This window comes from Pantoea sp. S18, assembly GCF_045689705.1.
Taxonomy (GTDB): domain Bacteria; phylum Pseudomonadota; class Gammaproteobacteria; order Enterobacterales; family Enterobacteriaceae; genus Pantoea; species Pantoea symbiotica.
In genome coordinates this window covers 542,024-565,405 of the sequence record NZ_CP142688.1, presented here as the reverse complement: position 1 = coordinate 565,405, position 23,382 = coordinate 542,024, and the positions used below count along the sequence as shown (strand labels likewise).

Sequence of the window (23,382 nt, the reverse complement as noted above, 5' to 3'; positions counted from 1 at the left end):
CATAGCGGCTTCGGAGCACAATCCAAAAGAATTTTTTTCAAAAATCACTGAAATTGCGTCCGTCGATGCATACAGTATATTTGAAAAAGAACTCTAAGGGAAAGTGGTTGCGGGGGCCGGATTTGAACCGACGACCTTCGGGTTATGAGCCCGACGAGCTACCAGGCTGCTCCACCCCGCGTCCGAAAACGTGGCGAATAATACGCCGACCTTGCAAAAAATGCAAGTTAAACTGAGATTTGGTACCGAGGACGGGACTTGAACCCGTAAGCCCTTTCGAGCACTACCACCTCAAGGTAGCGTGTCTACCAATTTCACCACCTCGGTACATCACTAGACTGCGACGTTGTTTTATCGCACTACAGCGTTGACGATCTTACTGCGGGATATCATTGCCCGGCGTTGCCGGTTTAGCTGGCTGAGTCTGCTGTTCAGACTGCGCCGGCGCAGTGAGGTTATCCCACTCGCTACCTTTGGCTGTTTTATTACTGTTCAGGTTACCCAGAACCAGGCTGATGATGAAGAACAGCGTAGCCAGTACTGCGGTCATGCGAGTCATAAAGTTGCCAGACCCATTTGAACCGAACAGCGTACCAGAAGCGCCCGCACCGAATGAGGCTCCCATATCAGCGCCTTTGCCTTGCTGCAGCATGATCAAACCTACGAGGCCAATCGCTACAATAAGGAAAACAACTAACAGAGCTTCGTACATAATCAACCTGTTTCCTTGCGCGTTATCTGCACAGTTAAAGCTTCAACCAATATCGATGGGGAGTCTCGTCATCACCCATCAGAAGCGGGTGTGAATACTAACCAAAGGCACATACCTCTGCAAGTGCAATTTTCACCATCGCTTTCGATTGCGGAAAAAAGCACCATCCCGGTGATTTTGCAGGCGGAAAGTACAAAACCTCTCCGCCTGAAACAACTTAAACCGCTTTTACTGCATCCGCGATTTTGTGCGCCAGCGCGCTGACCTGCGCCTCATCTTCGCCTTCTACCATCACACGAATCAGTGGCTCTGTGCCGGATTTGCGCAGCAACACACGACCACGTCCCGCCAGCGTTTTTTCTGCTTCTGCGGTCACGGCTTTCACGCTCTCGCTTTCCAACGGATCGTGCTCGCCAGCGAAACGCACATTGACCAAAATCTGCGGCAGCATTTTCATGCCGCTGCACAGATCGTGAAGCGTCATATGGTTGCGCACGATTGCAGTCAGCACTTGCAAACTTGCCACGATGCCGTCGCCGGTGGTGGTTTTATCCAGCAGAATGACGTGACCGGAGTTTTCTGCCCCTAAACGCCAGCCCTTCTCCTGCATTTTTTCCAGCACATAGCGGTCGCCCACTTTCGCACGGGTGAATGGAATTCCCAGCTGTTTCAGCGCCAGTTCCAGACCCATGTTACTCATCAGCGTGCCGACCACGCCGCCGCGCAGTTGGCCCTGACGCAGCCCTTCGCGTGCAATGATGTAGAGAATCTGATCGCCATCGACTTTATGACCTAAATGGTCAACCATCATGATGCGGTCGCCATCGCCGTCGTAAGCCAGTCCGAGATCGGCCTTCTCTTCCAACACGCGATGCTGCAGCAGACGCAGATCGGTCGCACCGCAATCTTTGTTGATGTTCATGCCATCCGGCTGCACGCCGATAGCAATCACCGTCGCACCCAGCTCACGCAGCACATTAGGTGCAATGTGGTAAGTTGCGCCGTTAGCGCAATCAACCACAATCTTCAGCCCATTCAGGCTTAGCTCGCTTGGGAACGTCCCTTTACAGAATTCGATGTAACGACCTGCGGCATCGACAATGCGACTGGCGCGGCCCAGTTCAGCTGACTCCACGCAGGTGATCGGCTTTTCCATCTCCAGCTCAATGGCTTCTTCGACTTCATCGGGCAGCTTGGTGCCTTCAGCAGAGAAGAATTTGATGCCATTGTCGTCAAAGGGATTATGCGAAGCCGAAATCACGATGCCGGCTTCAGCGCGGAAAGTGCGTGTCAGATAAGCAATAGCAGGTGTCGGCATCGGACCGGTGAAGGCTGCAGATAATCCCGCCGCCGCCAGACCCGCTTCCAGCGCCGATTCCAGCATATAGCCTGAAATACGCGTATCTTTACCAATCAATACTTTGCGTGAACCCTGACGCGCCAGCACCTTACCGGCCGCCCAGCCCAACTTGAGAACAAAATCAGGGGTAATCGGTGCTTCACCGACTTTGCCGCGAATACCATCTGTACCGAAATATTTACGATTACTCATGCCTTTATCCTTTTGCTCTCCGTGTCGCTTCGACGACGCGCATCGCTTCGACAGTCTCTTTCACATCATGCACGCGAATAATTTGCGCCCCTTGCATGGCGGCAATCACCGCACAGCTGAGGCTTCCGGTCAGGCGCTGCGCCGGACCGACATTTAGCAACTGACCAACCATCGACTTCCGCGACATCCCGACCAACAGCGGTAAGCCGTAATGGTGGAAATGACTCAGTTTGGCCAGCAGTTCATAGTTGTGGCTGAGATTCTTACCGAAACCGAAGCCAGGATCGAGCAGCAGATTATCTTTTTTGATACCGGCTGCTTCACATCGCGCAATCTGCGCAGCGAAGTAAGCGTCCACTTCGCTCACGATGTGGCTATATTCCGGTGCCTGCTGCATGGTGCGCGGTTCACCTTGCATGTGCATCAAACACACCGGCAAACCGGTTTCTGCTGCCGCTGCCAGAGCGCCCGGTTCGGACAGGGAACGAATGTCATTGATAATGTGAGCGCCCACTCGCGCCGCTTCACGAATCACTTCTGGTTTGGAAGTATCGACGGAAATCCACACCTCAAAACGCTGCGCGATGGCTTCCACCACCGGAATGACGCGTGCCAGCTCTTCCTCCACGCTGACTTCATCAGCGCCCGGACGTGTTGATTCACCGCCAACATCTATGATGGTGGCACCGGCATTTACCATTTCATTGGTGTGCGTCAGCGCATCGACCAGCGTGTTGTGGCTTCCACCATCAGAGAAAGAGTCCGGCGTGACATTCAAAATACCCATCACATGGGGAAAAGAGAGATCGAGATGGGAATCACGGGCGAACAACTTCATGGCGAGAATCTCCTTGAGGAATCACTGAATCGCAGAATGTAAAAAACCCCGGGCTTGCCGGGGTTTGCATTGTAACAAGTATTGCGGCTGCAAATCTGGCGGAGAGCAACGCATCCCGCCAGAACGCTATCACATGATCTTGTCTGAACCCGGAGTTTTCGGGTCATCAACAGGACGTGGAGCCTGCGTTGAGTCGCCGTTACCCACAGCAACTTTCGCCTCTTCCCAACCTGCTGGTGGACGCACTTCACGGCGTGCCATCAGATCGCTGATTTGCGGTGCATCAATGGTCTCATACTTCATCAGCGCGTCTTTCATCGCGTGAAGGATGTCCATGTTTTCATTCAGAATACGGCGTGCACGCTGATAGTTGGTATCGATAAGGTGTTTAACTTCCTGATCGATAATGCGCGCCGTTTCATCTGACATGTGTTTTGCTTTCGCCACTGAACGACCGAGGAATACTTCGCCCTCTTCTTCAGCGTAAAGCAATGGACCCAGCTTCTCAGAGAAGCCCCACTGCGTAACCATGTTGCGCGCTACGCTGGTTGCCATTTTGATGTCAGATGAAGCACCGGTAGAAACATAGTCCGGACCATAAATGATCTCTTCCGCCAGACGTCCGCCGTAAGCCACAGAAATACGGCTTTCCAGCTTCTGACGGTTGGCGCTGATTTCATCGCCCACTGGCAAGAAGAAGGCCACACCCAGAGCACGACCACGCGGGATGATGGTGACCTTGTGCACCGGATCGTAACCCGGAACCAGCGTACCGACGATCGCGTGACCCGCTTCATGATAGGCCGTCGATTCTTTCTGCTCTTCGGTCATCACCATGGAGCGACGTTCCGCACCCATCATGATTTTGTCTTTGGCTTTTTCAAACTCAACCATCGAAACCACACGCTTGTTGCCGCGAGCAGCAAACAGCGCAGCTTCGTTGACCAGGTTAGCCAAATCCGCACCGGAGAAGCCAGGCGTACCGCGTGCGATGACTGAAGGATCCATATCGGTTGCCAGCGGCACACGACGCATATGGACTTTCAGAATCTGCTCACGACCACGCACGTCTGGCAGACCGACGACAACCTGACGGTCAAAGCGACCTGGACGCAGCAGCGCTGGGTCAAGTACGTCTGGACGGTTAGTTGCCGCGATAACGATGATGCCTTCATTACCTTCAAAGCCATCCATCTCAACCAGCATCTGGTTCAGCGTTTGTTCACGTTCATCGTGACCACCGCCTAAACCTGCGCCACGCTGACGGCCAACCGCATCGATTTCATCGATAAAGATGATGCACGGCGCAGCTTTCTTCGCTTGTTCGAACATGTCACGCACACGAGATGCACCAACACCGACAAACATTTCAACGAAGTCAGAACCGGAAATAGTAAAGAACGGTACTTTGGCTTCGCCAGCAATCGCTTTCGCCAGCAGCGTTTTACCGGTACCCGGAGGGCCGACCATCAGGACGCCTTTCGGGATTTTACCGCCCAGTTTCTGGAAACGGCTCGGCTCACGCAGATACTCAACCAGCTCACCCACTTCTTCTTTGGCCTCATCACAACCGGCCACGTCAGCAAAAGTGGTTTTGATCTGATCTTCGGTCAGCATGCGGGCTTTGCTCTTGCCGAAGGACATCGCGCCCTTGCCGCCGCCGCCCTGCATCTGCCGCATAAAGAAGATCCACACGCCAATCAGCAGCAGCATTGGGAACCATGAGATGAAGATGGAAGCCAGCAGGCTTGGTTCTTCAGGCGGTTCGCCAACTACTTTGACGTTTTTGGTCAACAGGTTATCGAGTAACTTAGGATCGTTGACGGGGATATAGGTGGTGTATTTATTGCTGTCTTTTTTGACAACGTTAATCTCACGCCCGTTAATTCGTGCCTCGCGGACCTGATCTTGGTTCACTTCCGATAGGAAAGTTGAATAATCAACCCTACGGCCATTCGACTCGCTGGGCCCAAAGCTCTGGAATACAGACATCAGCACGACCGCGATGACTAACCAGAGAATCAGGTTTTTCGCCATGTCACTCAAGGGATTAACCTCATATTACAACGATGTTAACAGACAGCGTAGGGTACTATAGTTCCTTCATACCTGGAATCGCAGTGCGGATGATTTTGCTTGTTTACCCTGAAACTCAGAATTACACATCAGAGTAAACGCATTGGTCGTCTTGCTTTGATTCCGGCAATTCGGGCTAAAGTTTGCGCCCCGTCGCCACAATGTACACTTCGCGCGAACGTAATCGCGAAGCGTCCGGCTTACGAATTTTCACTTTCGTAAACAGGGAGCGAATTTCCCGCAGGTATTCATCGAAGCCATCTCCCTGAAACACTTTCACGACAAAACTGCCGCCTGGGGCCAGGATATCCCGACACATTTCCAGCGCCAATTCTACCAAATACATCGAACGTGGAATATCAACCGCAGGTGTACCGCTCATGTTGGGTGCCATATCAGACATCACCACCTGCACCTTTTGGTCGCCTACGCGCTCCAGTAAGGCGTTAAGTACCGCCTCATCTCGAAAATCGCCCTGCAAAAAATCAACGCCGACAATCGGATCCATTGGTAACAGATCGCAGGCGATGATACGACCACTTGATCCGATAAGCTGAACCACATATTGCGACCAACCGCCGGGTGCCGCACCGAGATCAACAACTGTCATCCCGGGTTTGAAAATCTTGTCACCCTGCTGAATTTCTTCAAGTTTAAACCAGGCACGCGAACGTAACCCTTTTTTCTGTGCCTGCAGCACATATTTATCGCTAAAGTGTTCCTGTAGCCAGCGACTGGAACTGGCCGAACGCTTTTTACCCGTCATAATTTTTCCAATTAAATCGTCATCGTAGCGATAAATCAGCACGCAATGGTCGCGTTGATTTGGCGATATACCCGAGATGGCGGTAGAATGAACCGTTTTCAATCCCTGAGTAAGCAAAAAATACGATGAATCTGAGTACCAAACAAAAACAGCACCTGAAAGGCCTTGCCCATCCGCTTAAGCCGGTTGTCATGCTGGGCGGAAATGGCCTGACCGAAGGCGTGCTCGCCGAAATCGAACTGGCGCTCGAGCATCACGAATTGATCAAGGTAAAAATTGCCTCGGAAGATCGTGAAACTAAGCAGCTGATCGTGGACGCTATCGTGCGTGAGACTAAAGCAGGCAACGTACAGGTAATCGGCAACACGCTGGTGCTGTATCGCCCTGCCAAAGAGCGTAAAATTACTCTTCCGCGTTAATCATGCCTTTAAAGGCGGCGACGGGCAAAGAAAGTGCCACGCTCCTGCATGTGATAAAAGGCCGCAATGCGGCCTTTTTCCTTTCTTTACAAAATGCAGCGACATATTGCAAAGCGTAGCAATATCTTAAAGGTATTCCACCTTCAGGACTTCATATTCCACATCCCCGCCCGGGGTTTTCACAATCGCGACATCGTCTGCTGATTTTCCAACCAATCCACGCGCCATCGGCGAATTCACTGAAATCAGGTTCTGTTTGAAGTCAGCTTCATCATCACCCACGATGCGATAGGTGAACTCTTCATCCGTATCCACATTGAGGATGGTCACAGTAGCGCCAAAAATCACGCGACCGGTTTTCGGCATGGCAGTCACATCAATGACTTGTGCGTTGGAAAGCTTGGCTTCAATCTCCTGAATACGACCCTCGCAGAAACCCTGTTCTTCGCGAGCCGCATGATATTCGGCATTCTCTTTCAAATCGCCGTGCTCACGGGCTGTGGCGATGGAGGCGATAATGCGCGGACGCTTCACGGATTTCAGTTCGTTCAGCTCTTCGCGTAGCTTCTCAGCGCCTTTCAACGTCATCGGAATCTGATTCATTTTGGCTCCTCGTCATCTATCCTGGTTAACGGCGTCATCCTGACCGGTGACAGCAGAAAACAGCTTCTGCGGCGCGTTACCTCTTTTCACAAGCAAAAGAAGCCTGACCGGGAAAGCTTTCCGGGTCAGGTTCGGTTTTGCATTTTGATACGTATTTTACCCCAGAGTTCCCTGTGGGTCATCGTTTACTTTGCACCGTCCGGGGACGTAGTATTGACGCCCTCACCCGTCAGTTACCGCGAGATTATGCGATTTTCACGACTTGTTACCGGATTAACCTGTGCGTTTATGCTGCAGGCACAAGCAGCCCCCGTTGATGAATACATGCAGTATTTGCCAGACGGCGCAAACCTGGCGCTGATGGTACAAAAAGTGGGCGCATCCACCCCAATAATCGATTATCACGGCAAACAGATGGCGTTACCGGCCAGCACCATGAAAGTGGTGACAGCGCTGGCGGCTTTGTTAGAACTCGGGCCCGATTTCCGTTTCCAGACCACCATGGAGACCAAAGGTGCGGTTAACGATGGCACCTTGAATGGCGATTTAGTGGCGCGTTTTGGCGGCGATCCCACGCTGGGTCGCCAGGATCTGCGCAACATGGTTGCCGCGCTGAAAAAGCAGGGCATCACCCATATCAAGGGCAACCTGGTGATCGACACCTCGGTGTTTGCCAGCCACGATATGGCGCCAGGCTGGCCGTGGAACGATCTGACGCAATGCTTCAGCGCGCCGCCGGGCGCGGCAATCGTCGATAAAAACTGTTTCTCGGTTTCGCTGTATAGCGCCAACACGCCGGGCGAAAACGCCTTTGTGCGTATCGCTTCCTATTATCCGGCTCACATGTTTAGTCAGGTGCGCACCAATGGTCGCAACAGCGGTGACGGACAATATTGCGAGCTGGATGTGGTACCAGGCGAGCTCAATCGCTACACCTTAACCGGCTGCATGCGCCAACGTTCAGAGCCGCTGCCGCTGGCATTTGCCGTGCAGGATGGTGCTGCGTGGGCCGGTGAGATTCTTAAAGCCGAATTGCGCGCCGCCGACATTGATTACAGCGGGCATCTGGTTCGCCAGGCGCAAGTGACATCGCCAGGCACCGTGTTGGCTTCGACGCAATCTGCGCCGCTGCACACGCTGCTGCACACCATGCTGAAGAAGTCGGACAATATGATTGCCGATACCGTGTTCCGCACCATCGGCCATCACTACTTCAACGTGCCGGGAACCTTCCGCGCGGGTTCGGATGCGGTACGTCGCATTCTGCGCGAAAAAGCCGGTGTCGATCTCGGCAACAGCATTCAGGTCGATGGTTCCGGCCTGTCGCGCCATGACCTGATCGCGCCAGACACCATGATGCAAGTGCTGCAATACATTGCGAAAAATGATTCAACGCTGAATTACATTTCGATGTTGCCGCTGGCCGGTTACGACGGCACGCTGCAATATCGCGGCGGTCTGCACGAAGCAGGACTGGATGGCAAAGTATCGGCGAAAACCGGTTCGCTGCAGGGCGTCTATAATCTGGCAGGATTCATCACCACTTCCAGTGGCGCACGCGTCGCCTTTGTCCAGTTCCTGTCCGGCTATGCTGTGCCGCCGGAAGATCAGAAAACGCGCCGCATCCCGCTGGTACGTTTTGAGAGCCGCCTCTATACGGATATCAACAAGAACAACTGATGAAACTGCTAATTGTTGAAGATGATGCACTATTGCAATCGGGCCTTGCGCAGGCGCTAACCTCGCAGGGCTACGCCATCGACTGCGCCAGCACGGCTGCAGAGAGCAATGCGCTGCTGCGTAGCGGACAATACAGCCTGATCGTGCTCGATCTCGGCTTGCCGGATCGCGATGGTGCTTCGCTGCTGCGTCAATGGCGACGCGACGGCATTGCGGTGCCGGTGCTGATCCTCACGGCGCGCGATGCGCTGGAGGATCGCGTTGATGGTCTGGATGCCGGCGCTGATGATTATCTGGTGAAGCCGTTTGCACTGGTCGAGTTACAGGCACGCGTGCGAGCGCTGATTCGCCGTTATCAGGGCCACAGCGATAACCTGCTGCAACAGGGCGATTTGACGCTCAATCTCAGTTCGCAGCAGGTTTTGCTGGAAGCGATCCCGCTGGAGATCACGCCAAAAGAGTTCGCGTTGCTCACCCGCTTACTGATGCGCGTGGGGCAAAACGTGCACCGCGAAACGCTGCAGCAGGATCTTTACAGCTGGAATGACGATCCCGGTTCCAACACCCTCGAAGTTCATATCCACAATTTACGCCGCAAGCTCGGGAAAGATCGCATCAAAACCGTGCGCGGCGTCGGTTACCGTCTGGAAATCCGCGAATGAACAGCATGCGTCAGCGGTTACTGATTATGCTGGCGCTGATTCTCCTCACCTGTCAGGTGATGAGCGCCATCTGGCTGTGGCATGAAAGCCGCGAGCAGATCAGTTTTTTGGTCAACGAAACGCTCTCGGCGCAGGCGCGAAACGATCGCGTGGAAAACGAGATCCGTGAGGCGATTGCCTCGTTGCTGCTGCCTTCCTTAGTGATGGTCGCCCTCACCTTGCTGCTGTCGTTTTGGGCGATAAACTGGATTATCCGTCCGCTGAAATCGCTGCAGGACAGCCTGGCGCATCGTTCAGCGGATAACCTGACGCCGTTGCCGATCTACTCCGAAATGGATGAGATCGTGGCGGTAACCACTTCGATCAACCAACTGTTTTCACGCCTCGATCACACCTTGCAGCAGGAACGCCTATTCACCGCCGATGCCGCGCACGAGTTGCGTACGCCGCTGGCCGGATTGCGCCTGCATCTCGAGCTGCTCCACCAGCAGAACGTGCCGCAGAGCGAGATGCTGATTGAACGCATCGATCAGCTGATGCACACCGTGGAACAGCTTTTAATGTTATCGCGCGCCGGACAAGCGCTGGCGGGCGGTCACTATCAGCAGTTGCAGTGGCAACAAGACATCATGCAACCGCTGAAACCAGAAATGGCCGAGCTGTATCAACAGCGTCAGCAAATCCTGCACTGGCCGCAGAACGACGATGTGCCGCAGCAAGGCGAAGCGGTGCTGCTGCGCCTGATGCTGCGCAATCTGCTGGAAAACGCCTCGCGCTATAGCCCGGAAGGCAGCGAAGTCACGGTGAAGATGCAGCAGGACAAGCAGCAGGTGATTATCGAAGTATGGGATCAAGGTCCGGGCATTGAAGCCGCCGCCGCGGAAGAGCTCACGCAGGCGTTTCGTCGTCGCGATCAGCGTTACGGCGGCAGCGGTTTGGGTCTGAATATCGTACTGCGCATCGTGCAGATGCATCGCGGCAGACTGGAATTGGTCAATCGTGAAGATCGCAGCGGGCTGATTGCCCGCTGCTATTTACCGCATCAACTGATTGGCTAAACGCCGTTAGAAGTGGGTATTCAGGCTCATAAAGTAAGTACGACCGGATTCGTTGTAGGTATTAGCGCCGGCACCATACAGATAAGAGTTGGTGTTGGCGTTACCGGTGGTTTGCGCATTACCTTCGCGATAGTGACGTTTATCGAACAGGTTATCGATGCCCACCGTGACGCTGGCGTACTTGTTGATATCGTAAGTACCGCTCATGCCGATAATTGAGTAAGGACTCACTTTATCCGTTGCGCTGCCGGTAGAAAGATTCCCTTTGTAATCATACTTCTTCGGCGTCTGCGTGCCGTACCAGGTCAGCGTGGTTTGCAGCGACAGATCCTGCGTCGCCTGCCAGCTCAGCGTCGAGTTCAGCGTGTACTCCGGAATCACCGATAAACGATCGCCGGTCTCTTTGTTCTTACTCTGCAGCATATAAGTGAAGTTATTGTTCCACGTCACGCTGTCGGAGAACGGCACGTTGACGGTGCCTTCCAGCCCTTCCACCACCGCTTTCGGTACGTTTTCCCACTTATAAATATCAGTGGTGCCATTGGACGCTTTGCTGACTGGCGAGTAACCGGCTTCGATCTTGTTACGATAATCGTTGCGGAACCAGGTCAAACCGGCCTGATAACCTTCATGTTTCCACTCCAGACCAATCTCTTTGTTGATGCTGTTTTCTGCTTTCAGATCGCTGTTGCCTTGCAGATAACAGGCGCCGGTGCTGGCCGCACAACCCTGACCATTGCTGTACAGCAAGTAGTTCGGGTTGGTTTGATACAGGCTCGGCGCTTTGTAAGCGCGTCCAATCCCCATCTTCAGCGTGAAGTCATCGCCCAAACCTTGCGACAGGTTGAGCGACGGGCTCCAGTTATTGCCAACAATTGAGTGATGATCGAAACGCAGGCTTGGCGTCAGCATGGTGCTGTCGGTCAGCTCCATGTTGTCTTCCGCAAACAGCGAGAAAATCTCTGCCTGTGAATAGGGGCTGCGGCCGGTGCTATCGATGCCCGGCACCGAACCGTAGTTCGCCGCCTGCGTGTTGGAAGAACCGTCTTTCATGCGCTGCTGGTTCCATTCGGTACCCAGCGTCGCGGTTTGGTTAAACAGCAGCTCAAACGGAATGCTGACTTCGCTATGCAGCAGCACGTCATCCAGTTGGATGGTGTTGAAACCGCTGTTGGAGAAGATGCCTTCGGTGCCGCCGGCCAAACCTTCATTGATGCGCGAGTTGCGGGTTTTCTCGTAGCGCGCGTAGGTGTTGGTGCTGACGCCGTTATCCCATGCGCCGGTCCATTTCAATGAAATGTTCTGGCGATACAGGCGGTTAGTTTCGTCACCGTACATGCTTTTCACCAGCGCGCTGGTGTTGGTGTTCTGCGTGTCACCCGCATACAGGTTGCCCTGACGGCTGAAACCGCCCTGCAGCTCCAGCGTCTGCATCGGCGCAAACGCCCAGCTCAACAAAGCATTGATATCTTTATTAACCGAGCCTTCACGACCCGCCGGATAGCTGCCCGCATAGGTTCCGGTACGTGCAGCCGCATGCCCTTCGTTGATGTCATAAGCATCGGCCTGGGTTTTGGCTAAACCGCCGTATAAACGGAAGTTGAAATCATCGCCCAGCGGCCCTTCGAGACTGAAGTTGGTGCGCTTGGTCGCGCCTTCCGCTTTATGTTCCGGCACATTGAAATAGGTGTTCCAGGAACCGTGCCACTGCTGATCGGTCTGTTTTTTGGTGATGATATTCACCACGCCGCCCGCCGCGCCGTTGCCGTAGCGCACCGCTGCTGGTCCACGAATCACGTCGATGTGATCGATCATCTCCGGCGGCACCCAGTTGGTATCGCCACGCGTATCACGCTCGCCACGCCAGCCAAGGCGCACCGAGTTGCGGCTGGTGATCGGCATGCCATCCACCATGATCAGGGTGTTTTCCGGGCCCATGCCACGAATATCGATCTGGCGATTGTTACCGCGCTGGCCGCTGGTGGAGTTGCCGGTCAGGTTCACGCCTGGCATGGTTCGGATAATTTCGGACACGTCGCGTGCTGGCGGATGCTTTTTAATTTCGTCGGCGGTAATGGTTGAGACGCCCGGCGCTTGCAGGTTCTGCTGCTGCGCGGTGACCATCAAGGTGCCGCCGTCCATTGATTGTGCGTCAGTGGTGCTGGCTGAGGTTTTGCTGGAAGAAGTCTCTGCTGCCCAGGCGCTGCTGGAAAGCAGTGAGGCGCTGAGCCCCAGTTCAATCAGAATGGCTAATGATAACCTTGAGTAATTTTTCATTTTATACGTTCCTGGATGGCCAGCGAAAAGCCGTTGGATGCTTGACTGGCGAGCCGGTGAGAAGATCCCTGTCCATATCGCGCCCAGTTCCAGACCCTTCAAACCATCCGTAGCGCAACCTTACCGAACGGTAAGCATCAGGCGGAACAGGCGTGCTCATTTTTGAGCGCAGTCACCCTATTGCAAATGCAAATTATTATCAATAGTATTATTCATCAAGCTTATGTAAATCTCCGCGTAAACACCGACTGGCAGCCCTATGACCTGGCGAAATGATGTAACCGGCAGTGAAGCCTGGTGGCAGGCGCAACAATCCCAAGGCATTCCCCGCATTGAGTTAGCAGACGATGGCCAATGTCAGGTCACCTTCTTCTGGCGTGACCCGCAAGGCGATGAAACGCAATCGTCGACCCAGCGCGTGTGGATCAACATTACCGGCGTGACCGATCACCACCAGCGCCGCCCGCCGCAGTCGTTAATGCGTGTAGCAGGCACCAACGTCTGGTATTGGCAAACCTCGCTGCCCGCCAACTGGCGCGGCAGTTACTGTTTGATGCCCGATGAACAGGCCACCGACTTCACCGGCGTTGCCGATATGTCCACACTGCGCAACTGGTGGCGCGACAAATTCCCGACGGCGCAGGCCGATCCTTTGAATCACTTACGTGGCTGGTCCGGTGGTCGCGGTATGGGCGTATCGCCGCTGCATCTGCCGCACGCGCCCAATCAACAGCTGTGGCAAGCGGTGGATCACGGCACAGCGCCAGCCATTGAACTGCAACAGCAGCAATGGGATAGCGCGCTCTTGGGCAACAGCCGCAAGGTATGGATTTACACCACCGGCGAGGCCAACCCCGCGCAGCGTCCGCTGGCCATCTTGCTCGACGGGCAATTCTGGGCGCACAGCATGCCAATTGCCGGACCGCTGCAGCAGCTCACCGATGCCGGTTCTTTGCCGCCAGCGGTATATCTGTTTATCGACATCATCGACAGTGAACACCGCAGCCGCGAGCTGCCGTGCAACGCGCAGTTTTGGCAAGCCATGCAGCAAGAACTGTTACCGCAAATCGCGCAATCAACGCCCTATCGCCAGCAGGCGGACAGCACCATCGTCGCCGGACAAAGCTTTGGCGGCCTGGCGTCGGTGTTTGCTGCGCTGCACTGGCCGGAAACTTTCGGCAACGCGCTCAGCTTGTCCGGGTCCTTCTGGTGGCCGGAACGCGGAAATCCGCACGGCTGGCTGCTGCAGGCGCTGGATAGCGGTCTCGCGCCGCGCCAACCGCTGCGTTTCTGGCTCGAAGCCGGCAAACGCGAAGGCTTGATTCTGCAAGCTAATCAACAACTTCAACAGCAGCTTAGCGCTGCCGGCTATCAGGTAAATTACCAGCCGGTGGAAGGCGGCCATGACGCGCTCTGTTGGCGCGGCGGCCTGCTGAATGGCCTGCAAGCGCTGTGGAGCAAACCGGAGCATCCATGTCCGAATCTCTGATGAACATGCCTATGACCGACCAAAAAACCTTGCCGTTAGTCGCGGCACAGCCCGGCATCTGGATTGCCGATCAGCTGTCACCGCACCACAACGCTTACGCAGTGGCGCACTTTGTCGAACTGCGCGGTGAGATTGATAGCGCCCTGTTGGCCCAGGCGATCGTGGCGGGTATGCAAGAAGCCGACACGCTGAACATGGCATTTGGCGAAGTGGAAGGCGAAGCGTTGCAGTGGCCGCAGCCACAATCCTTTAGCCTGCCGCAGATTGTCGATTTGCGTGCTGAGGCCGATGCGCCCGCCACAGCGCGTGCGCTGATGCGTGACGAGATGAATGGCGATCTGCGCGTATTAAGCGGCGCAAAACTGTGGCATCACCGCCTGTTCCGTCTCGACGATCAGCATTGGTTCTGGTATCAGCGCTATCACCATTTGGTAGTGGATGGCTTCAGCTTTACCGCGTTGACGCGCCGCATCGCCAATCTCTATACCGCAGCCGTACAGCAGCAAGCCGCTGAACCGACGCCGTTTATTCCGTTTAGCGAAGTGGTGGACGAGTATCAGCGCTATCGCGAATCCTCCTCCTTTGCGCGTGATAGCCAGTTCTGGCGCGAAAAAGGCGCGGCGCTGCCTTCACCAGCTTCGCTCTCGCCGCTGCCGCTCGCCGGACAACATGCCAGCACCGATCTGCTGCGCCACAGCGTTACGCTGGATCGCAGCACCTTCCAGACGCTGGTGCAGCAGCATCCGCACGCCAGCGCCGCCGATCTCGCCTTTGCGCTGGTAGCGCTGTGGCTGGCGCGTCTCAGCGGGCAAAACGACTTTGCCGCCGGTTTCATCTTTATGCGCCGTATCGGCTCGGCCGCCTTGTGCGCCACCGGCCCGGTGATCAACGTATTGCCGATGGCGGTACATTACGATCCAACGCAACCGATCAGCGCGCTCGCCGCCCAGTTGGCGGGCGAAGTGAAAAAGATGCGTCGTCATCAGCGCTATGACGCTGAGCAGGTGCAGCGCGATCTCGGCCGGCTCGGCGATGGCGATCCGCTTTACGGTCCGGTGATCAATCTGAAGATGTTTGATTACCAACTCGATTTCGCTGGCGTGGAAGGCATCACGCATCAACTGGCGTCCGGGCCGGTGCGCGATCTGGAAATCGCCATCTATATCAGCGAGCACGGTGAACTGACGCTGGAGCTATTGGCGAATGCCGAACGTTACAGCGAACAAACTTTGCAGCGTCACGCCAGCCGTTTTGCTCTGCTGCTCAATCAGCTGGCGCAACAGCCACAGCGGCCGTGCGGCGAGCTCGATCTGCTCACCGCCGAAGAGCATGCGCAGATTGCCGCGATCAACCAAACCGCCTATCCGCTGCCAGCTGAAACGCTCGCTTCCCTGTTAGCGCAGCAGGCAGCGCGGTCGCCCGATGCACCGGCGCTGGCCGATGCGCAACATCAGCTTAGCTACCGCGAGACGCAGCAGCAGGTGTTTGCGCTGGCCGCCGATCTCAGTGCCGCCGGCGTGCAGCATGGCGATATTGTCGCCGTGGCGCTGCCGCGTTCGGTGCAGCTCTCGCTGGCGCTGCAGGCGATTGTTTCGCTCGGAGCCGCGTATTTGCCGCTTGATACCGGTTATCCGGATGACCGTTTACAGCTGATGTTAGAGGACGCCGCGCCGAAAACGCTGATCACCTGCGCGGCGCTCAGCGCACGCTTCAGCGCCATCGCGTCGGTCAATCAGCTGCATTTTGATGTGCTGTATAACAACCCACATGCGCAGCAGCCGGCGAGCGCGCCGACGCCGCAGGATGGCGCCTACATCATTTATACCTCAGGTTCGACCGGCCGCCCTAAAGGCGTGCTGGTGGGGCATGAAGCCATCGTCAATCGCCTGCTATGGATGCAGGATCGCTATCCGCTGCAAGCCGATGACGTGGTGCTGCAGAAAACCCCGAGCAGCTTCGACGTTTCGGTGTGGGAATTCTTCTGGCCGCTGCTGGTCGGTGCGCAGTTGGTGATGGCGCCGCCAGAAGCCCATCGCGATCCGGAAGCGCTGCAGCAGTTGTTTGCCCGCTACCAAGTCACCACCACACATTTCGTCCCCTCGATGCTAGCGGCCTTTGTCGCGGCGCTGGATGATCAACCGGCGATTGCCTGCTGCGCCAGTCTGCGCAACGTGTTCTGCAGCGGTGAAGCGCTGCCGACGGATTTATCACGCGAATGGGAAAAACTGACGCGCGTGCCGCTGCATAATCTGTATGGCCCCACCGAAGCGGCGGTGGATGTCAGCTGGTATCCGGCGTTTGGTGATGCATTGGCCGCGGTCGAAGGTGCCAGCGTGCCGATTGGTTTTCCGGTGTGGAATACCGGCCTGCGCATCCTTGATGCCCGCATGCAGCCGGTACCGCCGGGCGTGGCAGGCGATCTCTACTTAACCGGTGTGCAGCTGGCGCATGGCTATCTTGGCCGTCCCGATCTCACCGCCAGCCGCTTTATCGCCGATCCTTTTGTGCCCGGCGAACGCATGTATCTTACCGGCGACGTAGCGCGCTGGCTGGATAACGGCGCGGTGGAATATCTCGGCCGCAGCGACGATCAGCTGAAGATTCGCGGTCAGCGCATCGAACTGAATGAAATCGATCATGTGCTCAGCGCGCAGCCCGGCATTGAACAGGCGGTCACGCACGCGGTGGTACTTGGCGGCACAGCGGCGCAAGGTGATGCGCGCCAGCTGGTCGGCTACGTGATTGCAGAGCAGCCGGTTGATAGCGACGCGCTGCGTCAGGCGCTGGCGCAACGCCTGCCCGCGCATATGGTGCCGGTGGCAATTGTGCAGCTCGATGCCTTCCCGCTCAGCAGCAACGGCAAACTGGATCGTAAAGCGCTGCCGTTGCCGGAATCGGCTGGCATCAGCGCAGGGCGTGCCCCGCACGCCGGGCTGGAAACCACCTTAGCCAATGCTTTCTGTCAGCTGCTGGCGCGCGAGGAAATCAGCGCGCAGGATGACTTTTTCGCCCTCGGCGGCCATTCGCTGCTGGCGATGCGCTTAGCGGCGCAGTTGCGCCGTGAACTGCAACAGCCGGTCTCGGTGGGGCAAATCATGGTGGCCTCGACGGTTGAGAAACTGGCAACGCTGCTCAGTGATACGCAATCACATCAGCAAGCCGGTTTTGAAGCGGTGCTGCCGCTGCGTCAGAGCAACGGACCGACGCTGTTCTGCTTCCATCCGGCGTCGGGTTTTGCCTGGCAGTTCAGCATTCTGCAACGTTATCTCAATCAGCGCTGGTCGCTGGTCGGCATTCAGTCGCCGGATATCAACAGTCCGCTGAACCAAAGTGCACATCTGGATGAGGTGTGCGACGCCCATCTGCAAACCCTGCGCGAGGTGCAGCCGCATGGACCTTACTATTTCCTCGGCTATTCGCTGGGCGGCACTTTGGCACAAGGCATCGCGGCACGGCTGGAAGCGGCAGGTGAAGAGGTGGCGTTCCTCGGCCTGCTGGATACCTGGCCGCCGGAAACGCAAAACTGGGATGAGAAACGCGGCGAGAACGTACTGGACCCGGCGGTACTGGAAGAGGTGAATCGCGAGCGCGAGCAGTTTATCGCCGCGCAGCGCCATCAGGCCGGTGAAGAGATGCGTGCGATGTTCGATACCATCGAAGCCAACTACGCCAGTTCTGTGCGCCTGCTGGCAACGGCACGCAGCGCCCGTTTCAACGGGCGCGCCACGCTGTTCCTCGCCGAACAGACGCAGCAGCCAGGGCAAGATGCGCGCCGCGCCTGGGCGCCGTATGTCGGAGAACTGGAAGTGTGGCCGATGGATTGCGCCCACGTGGAGATCATTTCACCGCAGATGTTTGAGCAGATTGGGCCGTTGTTGCAGCGGTTACTGGGTTAATTTGAAAGAAGGTCGCCATAAATGGCGACCTTACGCAGGGCCGGTACGATTTTGTAGGGTCGCCATTTATGGCGACCTCCTTAATGACTCCCGCGCCCCAGCGGCACGATCATCGGCGTATGCGCCACCGGGTCTTCCACAATAACGCAGCGCAAACCGTACACCTGCTCGATCAACGCGGGCGTGACGATCTCCGACGGCTTCCCTTCGGCAACAATCTTGCCATAACGCATGGCGATCAAATGCGTGGCATAGCGGCAGGCATGATTAAGATCGTGCAGCACCACTACCAGCGTACGACCATGCTGTTGATTAAGCTCCTGCATCAATTCCAGCAGCTCAATTTGATGGGTGATATCCAGCCAGGTCGTCGGTTCATCCAGCAGCAGTAATGGCGTTTCCTGCGCCAGCACCATGGCAATCCACACGCGCTGGCGCTGACCGCCCGATAACGTATCCACCGACTGCTGCGCCAAATCGGCCACGCCGGTGGCACGCATCGCGTTCTGCACCGCCGCTTCATCTTCCGCACGCCAGCGCCCAAACAGCGCCTGATGCGGATAGCGTCCGCGCGCCACCAGCTCGGTGACGCTAATGCCCGCTGGCGCGTTGGAACTTTGCGGCAGCAGGCCCAGACGCCGCGCCACCTCTTTAGTGGGATAACTGGCAATGGCCGCGCCATCCAGCAACACCTCACCTTTCAGCGGCGTATGCAGGCGACTCAGTGTACGCAGCAGCGTCGATTTGCCGCAGGCGTTGGGGCCGATAATCACCGTCAGCTCACCTTGCGGAATCGCCACCGACAGATTCTCTGCCACCACCTTTTTATCGTAGCCCAGCGTCAGGCCATCGCCGCGCAGACGTGAAGGGATCTCGGTCATTGGCGTCGCGCCTCCCGCACCAGTAAAGCAATCAGATAAAGTCCACCGAGAATGACGGTAATCACGCCAACCGGTAATTGATAAGGCAGGAATAAGTGCTGTGCGGCGAAGTCTGCGGCAATCAGCAGCAGCGCGCCGCACAACGCCGCCAGCGGCAAGGCACCTTTGACACCGCCGCCGAGGCGACGGGCAATCTGCGGCGCCAGCAGCGCGACAAACGAAATCGGCCCAACCAGCGCGGTAGACGCCGCCGTGAGCACCACGCCAATCAGCATTAGCCACATGCGGCTGCGCTCCACCGGCACGCCAAGCGCGCAGGCGGTATCGTCGCCCATCTCCAGCAACCGCATCCGCCGCGCCAGCAGCGCCATCAGCAGTAACGCCAGCAGCAGCACCACAATCACCGGCGGCGTTTTCGCCCAGGTAATGCCGTTGAGCGATCCGGCGCTCCACAAGCCCGCACTCAGCGCCGACTCCAGCGAAGCGCTGATAATCAGCCATGAGTTCAACGCCATCAGCAGCGCTCGCACGCTGATGCCGACGATAATCAGGCGGAAGGTTTCCACGCCGTTGCGCCAGGCAAATAGATAAACCAGCGCCGCCGTGGCAATACCGCCAATCAACGCTGCGCCAGTCATCGCTGTGACGCTTTGATTGAACAGCACCAGCGCCACCAGCACGCCGCTGTAAGCGCCGGTGTTGAAGCCAAGAATGTCTGGACTGCCGAGCGGATTGCGCAGCAGCGACTGGAAAATCGCGCCGCTGATGCCTAACGCCGCACCAATCAACAGCGCCATCAGCACACGCGGCAAGCGCCACTCCAGCACGATCAGTTTGACGTTGCTGGCGCCCTGCCCGAGCAGAATTTGCCAGATCTGTTCACCGCTAATCTGCAATGCGCCGCGCGTCATCGCCAGCCAGGCAAGCAGAGCGCAGGCGCACAGCAGCCAAAGCGTATGAAGCCAGACACGACGCGTCATAATGCACCCCGACCCAATTTACGGCGCACCAGCACAATTAGCATCGGCGCACCGAGCATCGCCGTAACGATGGAAACCCGCAGCTCGCCCGCCACCAGCAGGCGGCCAAGAATATCGGCGGCAAGCAGCAGAATCGGCGTGACCAGCGCGGTCGCGGGCAGCATCCAGCGGTGATCGTTGCCCACCAGCCAGCGGGCAAAGTGCGGCGTCATCAAACCAACAAAGGCAATCGGGCCCACCGCCGCCGTGGCTGCGCCGCACAGTAGCGCAATCGCCAACAGGCCAAGCAGTTGGGTGCGCGCCACTCGCGTACCGAGCGCGGTCGCCATGTCGCCGCCCATACTCAAACTGTTCAGCGCCTGCGACAGCGCAATGGCCACCACGCTGCCGATCAGCACCGCCGGGAACAGCGTGCGCAGCGTAGAGAAGTTGCGAATATCCAGCGAACCGCTGTGCCAGAAGCGCAGATGATCGTAGATGTCAGGATTAAGCAGCGACAGACCAGAGGTTAATCCATCCAGCACCGCGCCCAGCGCCACGCCGGCCAGCGTCAGACGCACCGGATTGACGCGCCCGCCGCCAATCGCGCCGGTCATCGCCACCAGCACGGAAGCCAACAGCGCGCCGCCAAAGGCGAAGCCGAGCCAATCCACCGGCGAGTCAGCACCGAACAGCGCAATGCCAATCACCACCGCGAAACCGGCTCCGGCGTTAACGCCAAGAATGCCGGGATCGGCCAGCGGATTGCGCGTCAGGCTCTGCATCAACGCACCAGCAATGCCCAGCGCCACGCCCGCCAGTAAACCGGCCAGCGTACGTGGCAGGCGCGCGTCACGCACAATGACGCACTCCGCGCTGTTACAGGAGGTGGTAAGCGAATGATAAACATCGGGAAGCGGTATCGATTTTGCCCCCAGCATTAAGCTGAGCGCGATGAGGAGCAAGAGCAGAATCCCTGAGCCTGCTAATGCACGAATCTGGCGCATAGCGTTCTAAACCTTCACTGTTCAACGTCGTCGCATGCGCGATGTAACTTGATAATGGTTATCGTTATTACTCGCGTTTAGCTATGTTACCATGACTCGCCTCGCGGACGATGAGGAAAATTGGTGCAATAAGGCGAACACATGAACAAATCTTCCCACTTTATCGATCTCTCGCTGCTGAAAACCCATCCGGCTTTTCGCGCGGTGTTTATCGCGCGTTTTATCTCGATTGTCGCACTCGGCATGCTCGCCGTGGCGGTGCCGGTGCAGATCCAGCACCTGACAAATTCACCGCTGCTGGTGGGATTGGCGGTGACGCTGGCCGCTGCGGGCATGTTTATCGGCCTGCTCACCGGCGGCGTATTGGCGGATCGCCATGAACGCAAAAAGCTGATTCTGTTTGCCCGATCGACCTGCGGCTTAGGTTTTATCGCGCTCGCCATCAACGCCGCGCTGCCAGAACCCTCTTTGATCGCGGTTTATCTGCTCGGTTTCTGGGATGGCTTTTTCGGCGCGATTGGCGTGACCGCGCTGCTGGCGGCGACGCCCGCGCTGGTCGGCAGGGAAAACATTATGCAGGCGGGCGCGATCACCATGTTGACGGTGCGCTTCGGCTCGATTTTATCGCCAGCGATTGCCGGTCTGGTGATTGCGCATGGCGGCGTAACCTGGAACTACGCCCTCGCCGCCTTCGGCACTTTGCTTACCGTGTTAACGCTGCTGAAATTGCCGACCTTGCCGCCTCCGCCGCAGCCGCGTGAACATCCGCTGAAATCCCTCGCCGCTGGCGTGCAGTTTCTTTTCGCCAGCCCGATTGTCGGTATGGTGGCGCTGATTGGCGCATTAGTGACGCTGGCCAGCGCGGTGCGCGTGCTCTATCCATCCCTCGCGCCGCATTGGTCAGTAAGCGCGGACCAGCTTGGCCTGATGTACGCCGCTGTGCCGCTTGGTGCGGCGATCGGCGCATTCACCAGCGGTAAACTGAAACACGCCGCGCGTCCCGGACAGCTGGTGCTCGGCAGCGCGATTGCGGCGTTTATCGCGCTGGGTTTGTTTAGCCTGATGCCGAACCTGCTGCTGGCGCTCGCCTGTTTAGTCGCCTTCGGTTACTTCAGCGCCATCAACAGTCTGGTGCAGTACGCGATGATTCAGGCATTAACGCCGGATCATCTGTTAGGCCGTATCAACGGCTTGTGGACCGCGCAGAACGTGACCGGCGATGCGATTGGTGCGGCGGTGATTGGTGCGATGGGTTCATGGTTGCTGCCACCGCAGGCCGCCGCCGTATTTGGCTTTGCGGCGGCGCTGCTCGGCATATTGATGTGGTTGGTGATGGGCCGTTTACGTCGTTACCATCCGCCAGCGCCGGAGCTGGCGGAACAGGCATCATGATTTAACGAACAGCTTTTCCAGACGCGCCAGCAGATTGCTGGCGCTGTAGTAATCGAGACGGAAAGAATCGACGCCCAGCTCGTACACCTGCTTGTTCTGTACCGCAGCGTTTTGCGCGAGGAACGGATTGCCTAGCACCGATTGCGTGGTTTTATCGTCAGCGGCAAACAGCAGGAAGGTTTTCCCGGTCAGGCCGCTGGCAACGCTTTCGCCCGATAGCTGAATGATGTCTTTGCGTTGTCCCATGCTGTGGCCCTGCTCAACCGTCGCCGGTGGCGCTGCCAGGGTGAAGCCAAGTTGTTCCAGCAGCTTGCCTTGCGCCGAGGCTGCAGTCCACAGATTGACCGCTCGTCCGCCGCCGTTCCACACCATGGCGGAAACCGGTTGCGGTGGCAGCGTAATGGCATTTTTCAGTGCCGCTTCGCGATCGTCGAAGGCTTTGATGCGCTGTGCCGCCTGCGCTTCGTGACCGGTGGCCTGACCTAATTGCGTGACGACATCCTGCCAGCTTTTGTCGTCGTAATTGACCACCAGCGTCGGTGCAATAGCCGAGAACTGTTCGGCGAGCTTGATGGCAGAATCGTTGCCGGTAGCGCTGACGATGATCAGATCCGGCGCTTGCGCGGCAACCGCTTCGGCATTCGGTTCGCCGATGTACAGACGCTGAAGATGCTGCTTTTTGGCAACATCGCTCCACTGGCGGAAGAAACCCTGTTCGTCAGCCAGGCGACTGTTTGGCGCGGTTGCGCCGGACGCGATGACCGGCGCATCAATAGCCAGCAGCGAGCCGGTCAGCGTGACGCTGGTCGAGACAATGCGCTGCGGCGCGTGGTTGAGGGTGATCGATCCGTTGGCGCCCTGCACGGTGCGCGGCCAACCTTGTTCGGCATGGGCGATGCTGGTGAAAATCTGGAAAACACATATAAGGGCTGAAATGCCCCAAAAACCGCATTTATTCATAAGTTTTGGTCCACTTTTTAGCATATTGCCCTGCTTAGCGTCAGCGTCTGATTACGTTTAAACGCAGCTGAAATCCCGCGAATGGATTGACACCTTTGCCCAATCGACGTAGGTTACAGGCCCATAATAAAAATGATAATCATTCTTAATAATCT

18 protein-coding genes and 2 tRNA genes are annotated in these 23,382 nt (G+C 56.9%); 7 read left to right on the top strand and 13 right to left on the bottom strand.

Annotated elements, in window-relative coordinates:
• Positions 1-104: 104 nt before the first annotated feature.
• The 7 genes from VIJ98_RS02500 to rlmE all read right to left on the bottom strand — a co-directional run bounded on the left by VIJ98_RS02500 (position 105) and on the right by rlmE (position 5,944).
• A tRNA-Met gene (locus VIJ98_RS02500) sits at positions 105-181 on the bottom strand.
• 59 nt (positions 182-240) lie between these two features.
• Positions 241-327: transfer RNA gene (locus VIJ98_RS02495), tRNA-Leu, on the bottom strand.
• 49 nt (positions 328-376) lie between these two features.
• Complete coding sequence (secG, locus tag VIJ98_RS02490; RefSeq protein ID WP_007886689.1) at positions 377-712, bottom strand: preprotein translocase subunit SecG; 336 nt, start codon at positions 710-712, stop codon at positions 377-379.
• A 217-nt stretch (positions 713-929) separates the two neighbouring features.
• Positions 930-2,264 (bottom strand): phosphoglucosamine mutase, encoded by a 1,335-nt coding sequence (gene glmM, locus VIJ98_RS02485; protein WP_008104307.1) that lies wholly within the window; start codon positions 2,262-2,264, stop codon positions 930-932.
• A gap of 4 nt (positions 2,265-2,268) precedes the next feature.
• A complete protein-coding gene (folP, locus tag VIJ98_RS02480; RefSeq protein ID WP_154154460.1) occupies positions 2,269-3,102 on the bottom strand; it encodes a dihydropteroate synthase in 834 nt (277 codons plus the stop codon).
• A gap of 129 nt (positions 3,103-3,231) precedes the next feature.
• Complete coding sequence (ftsH, locus tag VIJ98_RS02475) at positions 3,232-5,139, bottom strand: ATP-dependent zinc metalloprotease FtsH (protein WP_036620266.1); 1,908 nt, start codon at positions 5,137-5,139, stop codon at positions 3,232-3,234.
• Positions 5,140-5,314: 175 nt separating this feature from the next.
• Positions 5,315-5,944 (bottom strand): 23S rRNA (uridine(2552)-2'-O)-methyltransferase RlmE, encoded by a 630-nt coding sequence (gene rlmE, locus VIJ98_RS02470; RefSeq protein WP_007886684.1) that lies wholly within the window; start codon positions 5,942-5,944, stop codon positions 5,315-5,317.
• 125 nt (positions 5,945-6,069) lie between these two features.
• Between rlmE and yhbY the strand changes: the two genes are divergently transcribed.
• Complete coding sequence (gene yhbY, locus VIJ98_RS02465) at positions 6,070-6,363, top strand: ribosome assembly RNA-binding protein YhbY (RefSeq protein ID WP_007886683.1); 294 nt, start codon at positions 6,070-6,072, stop codon at positions 6,361-6,363.
• Between the two features lie 126 nt (positions 6,364-6,489).
• Here the strand turns inward: yhbY and greA are convergent, their stop codons facing one another.
• The gene (greA, locus tag VIJ98_RS02460) at positions 6,490-6,966 is read right to left on the bottom strand and encodes a transcription elongation factor GreA (RefSeq protein WP_008104312.1); all 477 of its coding nucleotides are present in this window, start codon (positions 6,964-6,966) and stop codon (positions 6,490-6,492) included.
• A gap of 246 nt (positions 6,967-7,212) precedes the next feature.
• Between greA and dacB the strand changes: the two genes are divergently transcribed.
• The 3 genes from dacB to pmrB are packed head-to-tail and all read left to right on the top strand — an operon-like array spanning position 7,213 to position 10,366.
• Entirely contained in the window at positions 7,213-8,646 is a 1,434-nt protein-coding gene (dacB, locus tag VIJ98_RS02455; RefSeq protein WP_323272089.1) for a serine-type D-Ala-D-Ala carboxypeptidase, read from the top strand.
• Complete coding sequence (gene pmrA / locus VIJ98_RS02450) at positions 8,646-9,308, top strand: two-component system response regulator PmrA (protein ID WP_061718248.1); 663 nt, start codon at positions 8,646-8,648, stop codon at positions 9,306-9,308. The genes dacB and pmrA overlap by 1 nt, the downstream gene beginning before the upstream one ends.
• The gene (gene pmrB, locus VIJ98_RS02445; RefSeq protein ID WP_323272085.1) at positions 9,305-10,366 is read left to right on the top strand and encodes a two-component system sensor histidine kinase PmrB; all 1,062 of its coding nucleotides are present in this window, start codon (positions 9,305-9,307) and stop codon (positions 10,364-10,366) included. The genes pmrA and pmrB overlap by 4 nt, the downstream gene beginning before the upstream one ends.
• A 6-nt stretch (positions 10,367-10,372) precedes the next feature.
• Here the strand turns inward: pmrB and VIJ98_RS02440 are convergent, their stop codons facing one another.
• On the bottom strand, positions 10,373-12,643 hold the full coding sequence (locus tag VIJ98_RS02440; RefSeq protein WP_323272083.1) for a TonB-dependent siderophore receptor: 2,271 nt from the start codon (positions 12,641-12,643) through the stop codon (positions 10,373-10,375).
• Between the two features lie 259 nt (positions 12,644-12,902).
• Here VIJ98_RS02440 and fes point away from each other — a divergent pair, with 259 nt between their 5' ends.
• Positions 12,903-14,132 carry an enterochelin esterase gene (gene fes, locus VIJ98_RS02435; RefSeq protein ID WP_323272081.1) on the top strand — a complete coding sequence of 410 codons (1,230 nt, stop codon included), beginning with the start codon at positions 12,903-12,905 and terminating at the stop codon, positions 14,130-14,132.
• On the top strand, positions 14,117-18,028 hold the full coding sequence (locus tag VIJ98_RS02430) for an enterobactin synthase subunit F (RefSeq protein ID WP_323272079.1): 3,912 nt from the start codon (positions 14,117-14,119) through the stop codon (positions 18,026-18,028). Before fes ends, VIJ98_RS02430 begins: the two co-directional genes overlap by 16 nt.
• A gap of 80 nt (positions 18,029-18,108) precedes the next feature.
• Here the strand turns inward: VIJ98_RS02430 and VIJ98_RS02425 are convergent, their stop codons facing one another.
• From VIJ98_RS02425 to fepD, 3 genes are read right to left on the bottom strand one after another with little or no spacing between them, the layout of a single operon-like run.
• Positions 18,109-18,909, bottom strand: coding sequence for an ATP-binding cassette domain-containing protein (locus VIJ98_RS02425; protein WP_323272077.1), 801 nt, complete (start codon positions 18,907-18,909; stop codon positions 18,109-18,111).
• Positions 18,906-19,889, bottom strand: coding sequence for an iron-enterobactin ABC transporter permease (fepG, locus tag VIJ98_RS02420; RefSeq protein WP_258144462.1), 984 nt, complete (start codon positions 19,887-19,889; stop codon positions 18,906-18,908). Before fepG ends, VIJ98_RS02425 begins: the two co-directional genes overlap by 4 nt.
• On the bottom strand, positions 19,886-20,875 hold the full coding sequence (fepD, locus tag VIJ98_RS02415; protein WP_258144460.1) for a Fe(3+)-siderophore ABC transporter permease: 990 nt from the start codon (positions 20,873-20,875) through the stop codon (positions 19,886-19,888). The genes fepG and fepD overlap by 4 nt, the downstream gene beginning before the upstream one ends.
• 141 nt (positions 20,876-21,016) lie before the next feature.
• Here fepD and entS point away from each other — a divergent pair, with 141 nt between their 5' ends.
• Positions 21,017-22,267 carry an enterobactin transporter EntS gene (gene entS / locus VIJ98_RS02410; RefSeq protein WP_323272074.1) on the top strand — a complete coding sequence of 417 codons (1,251 nt, stop codon included), beginning with the start codon at positions 21,017-21,019 and terminating at the stop codon, positions 22,265-22,267.
• On the opposite strand, the gene fepB is transcribed toward entS, so the two are convergent.
• Positions 22,262-23,227 carry a Fe2+-enterobactin ABC transporter substrate-binding protein gene (fepB, locus tag VIJ98_RS02405; RefSeq protein WP_323272072.1) on the bottom strand — a complete coding sequence of 322 codons (966 nt, stop codon included), beginning with the start codon at positions 23,225-23,227 and terminating at the stop codon, positions 22,262-22,264. The genes entS and fepB overlap by 6 nt on opposite strands.
• Between the last annotated feature and the right edge of the window lie 155 nt (positions 23,228-23,382).

Coding starts and splice junctions, on each gene's coding strand:
- dacB (WP_323272089.1), top strand. CDS start 7,213: ATGCGATTTTCACGACTTGTTACCGGATTAACCTGTGCGTTTATGCTG.
- fepB (WP_323272072.1), bottom strand. CDS start 23,227: ATGAATAAATGCGGTTTTTGGGGCATTTCAGCCCTTATATGTGTTTTC.
- fes (WP_323272081.1), top strand. CDS start 12,903: ATGACCTGGCGAAATGATGTAACCGGCAGTGAAGCCTGGTGGCAGGCG.
- VIJ98_RS02440 (WP_323272083.1), bottom strand. CDS start 12,643: ATGAAAAATTACTCAAGGTTATCATTAGCCATTCTGATTGAACTGGGG.
- glmM (WP_008104307.1), bottom strand. CDS start 2,264: ATGAGTAATCGTAAATATTTCGGTACAGATGGTATTCGCGGCAAAGTC.
- yhbY (WP_007886683.1), top strand. CDS start 6,070: ATGAATCTGAGTACCAAACAAAAACAGCACCTGAAAGGCCTTGCCCAT.
- folP (WP_154154460.1), bottom strand. CDS start 3,102: ATGAAGTTGTTCGCCCGTGATTCCCATCTCGATCTCTCTTTTCCCCAT.
- rlmE (WP_007886684.1), bottom strand. CDS start 5,944: ATGACGGGTAAAAAGCGTTCGGCCAGTTCCAGTCGCTGGCTACAGGAA.
- fepG (WP_258144462.1), bottom strand. CDS start 19,889: ATGACGCGTCGTGTCTGGCTTCATACGCTTTGGCTGCTGTGCGCCTGC.
- entS (WP_323272074.1), top strand. CDS start 21,017: ATGAACAAATCTTCCCACTTTATCGATCTCTCGCTGCTGAAAACCCAT.
- greA (WP_008104312.1), bottom strand. CDS start 6,966: ATGAATCAGATTCCGATGACGTTGAAAGGCGCTGAGAAGCTACGCGAA.
- VIJ98_RS02430 (WP_323272079.1), top strand. CDS start 14,117: ATGTCCGAATCTCTGATGAACATGCCTATGACCGACCAAAAAACCTTG.
- fepD (WP_258144460.1), bottom strand. CDS start 20,875: ATGCGCCAGATTCGTGCATTAGCAGGCTCAGGGATTCTGCTCTTGCTC.
- pmrB (WP_323272085.1), top strand. CDS start 9,305: ATGAACAGCATGCGTCAGCGGTTACTGATTATGCTGGCGCTGATTCTC.
- pmrA (WP_061718248.1), top strand. CDS start 8,646: ATGAAACTGCTAATTGTTGAAGATGATGCACTATTGCAATCGGGCCTT.
- secG (WP_007886689.1), bottom strand. CDS start 712: ATGTACGAAGCTCTGTTAGTTGTTTTCCTTATTGTAGCGATTGGCCTC.
- VIJ98_RS02425 (WP_323272077.1), bottom strand. CDS start 18,909: ATGACCGAGATCCCTTCACGTCTGCGCGGCGATGGCCTGACGCTGGGC.
- ftsH (WP_036620266.1), bottom strand. CDS start 5,139: ATGGCGAAAAACCTGATTCTCTGGTTAGTCATCGCGGTCGTGCTGATG.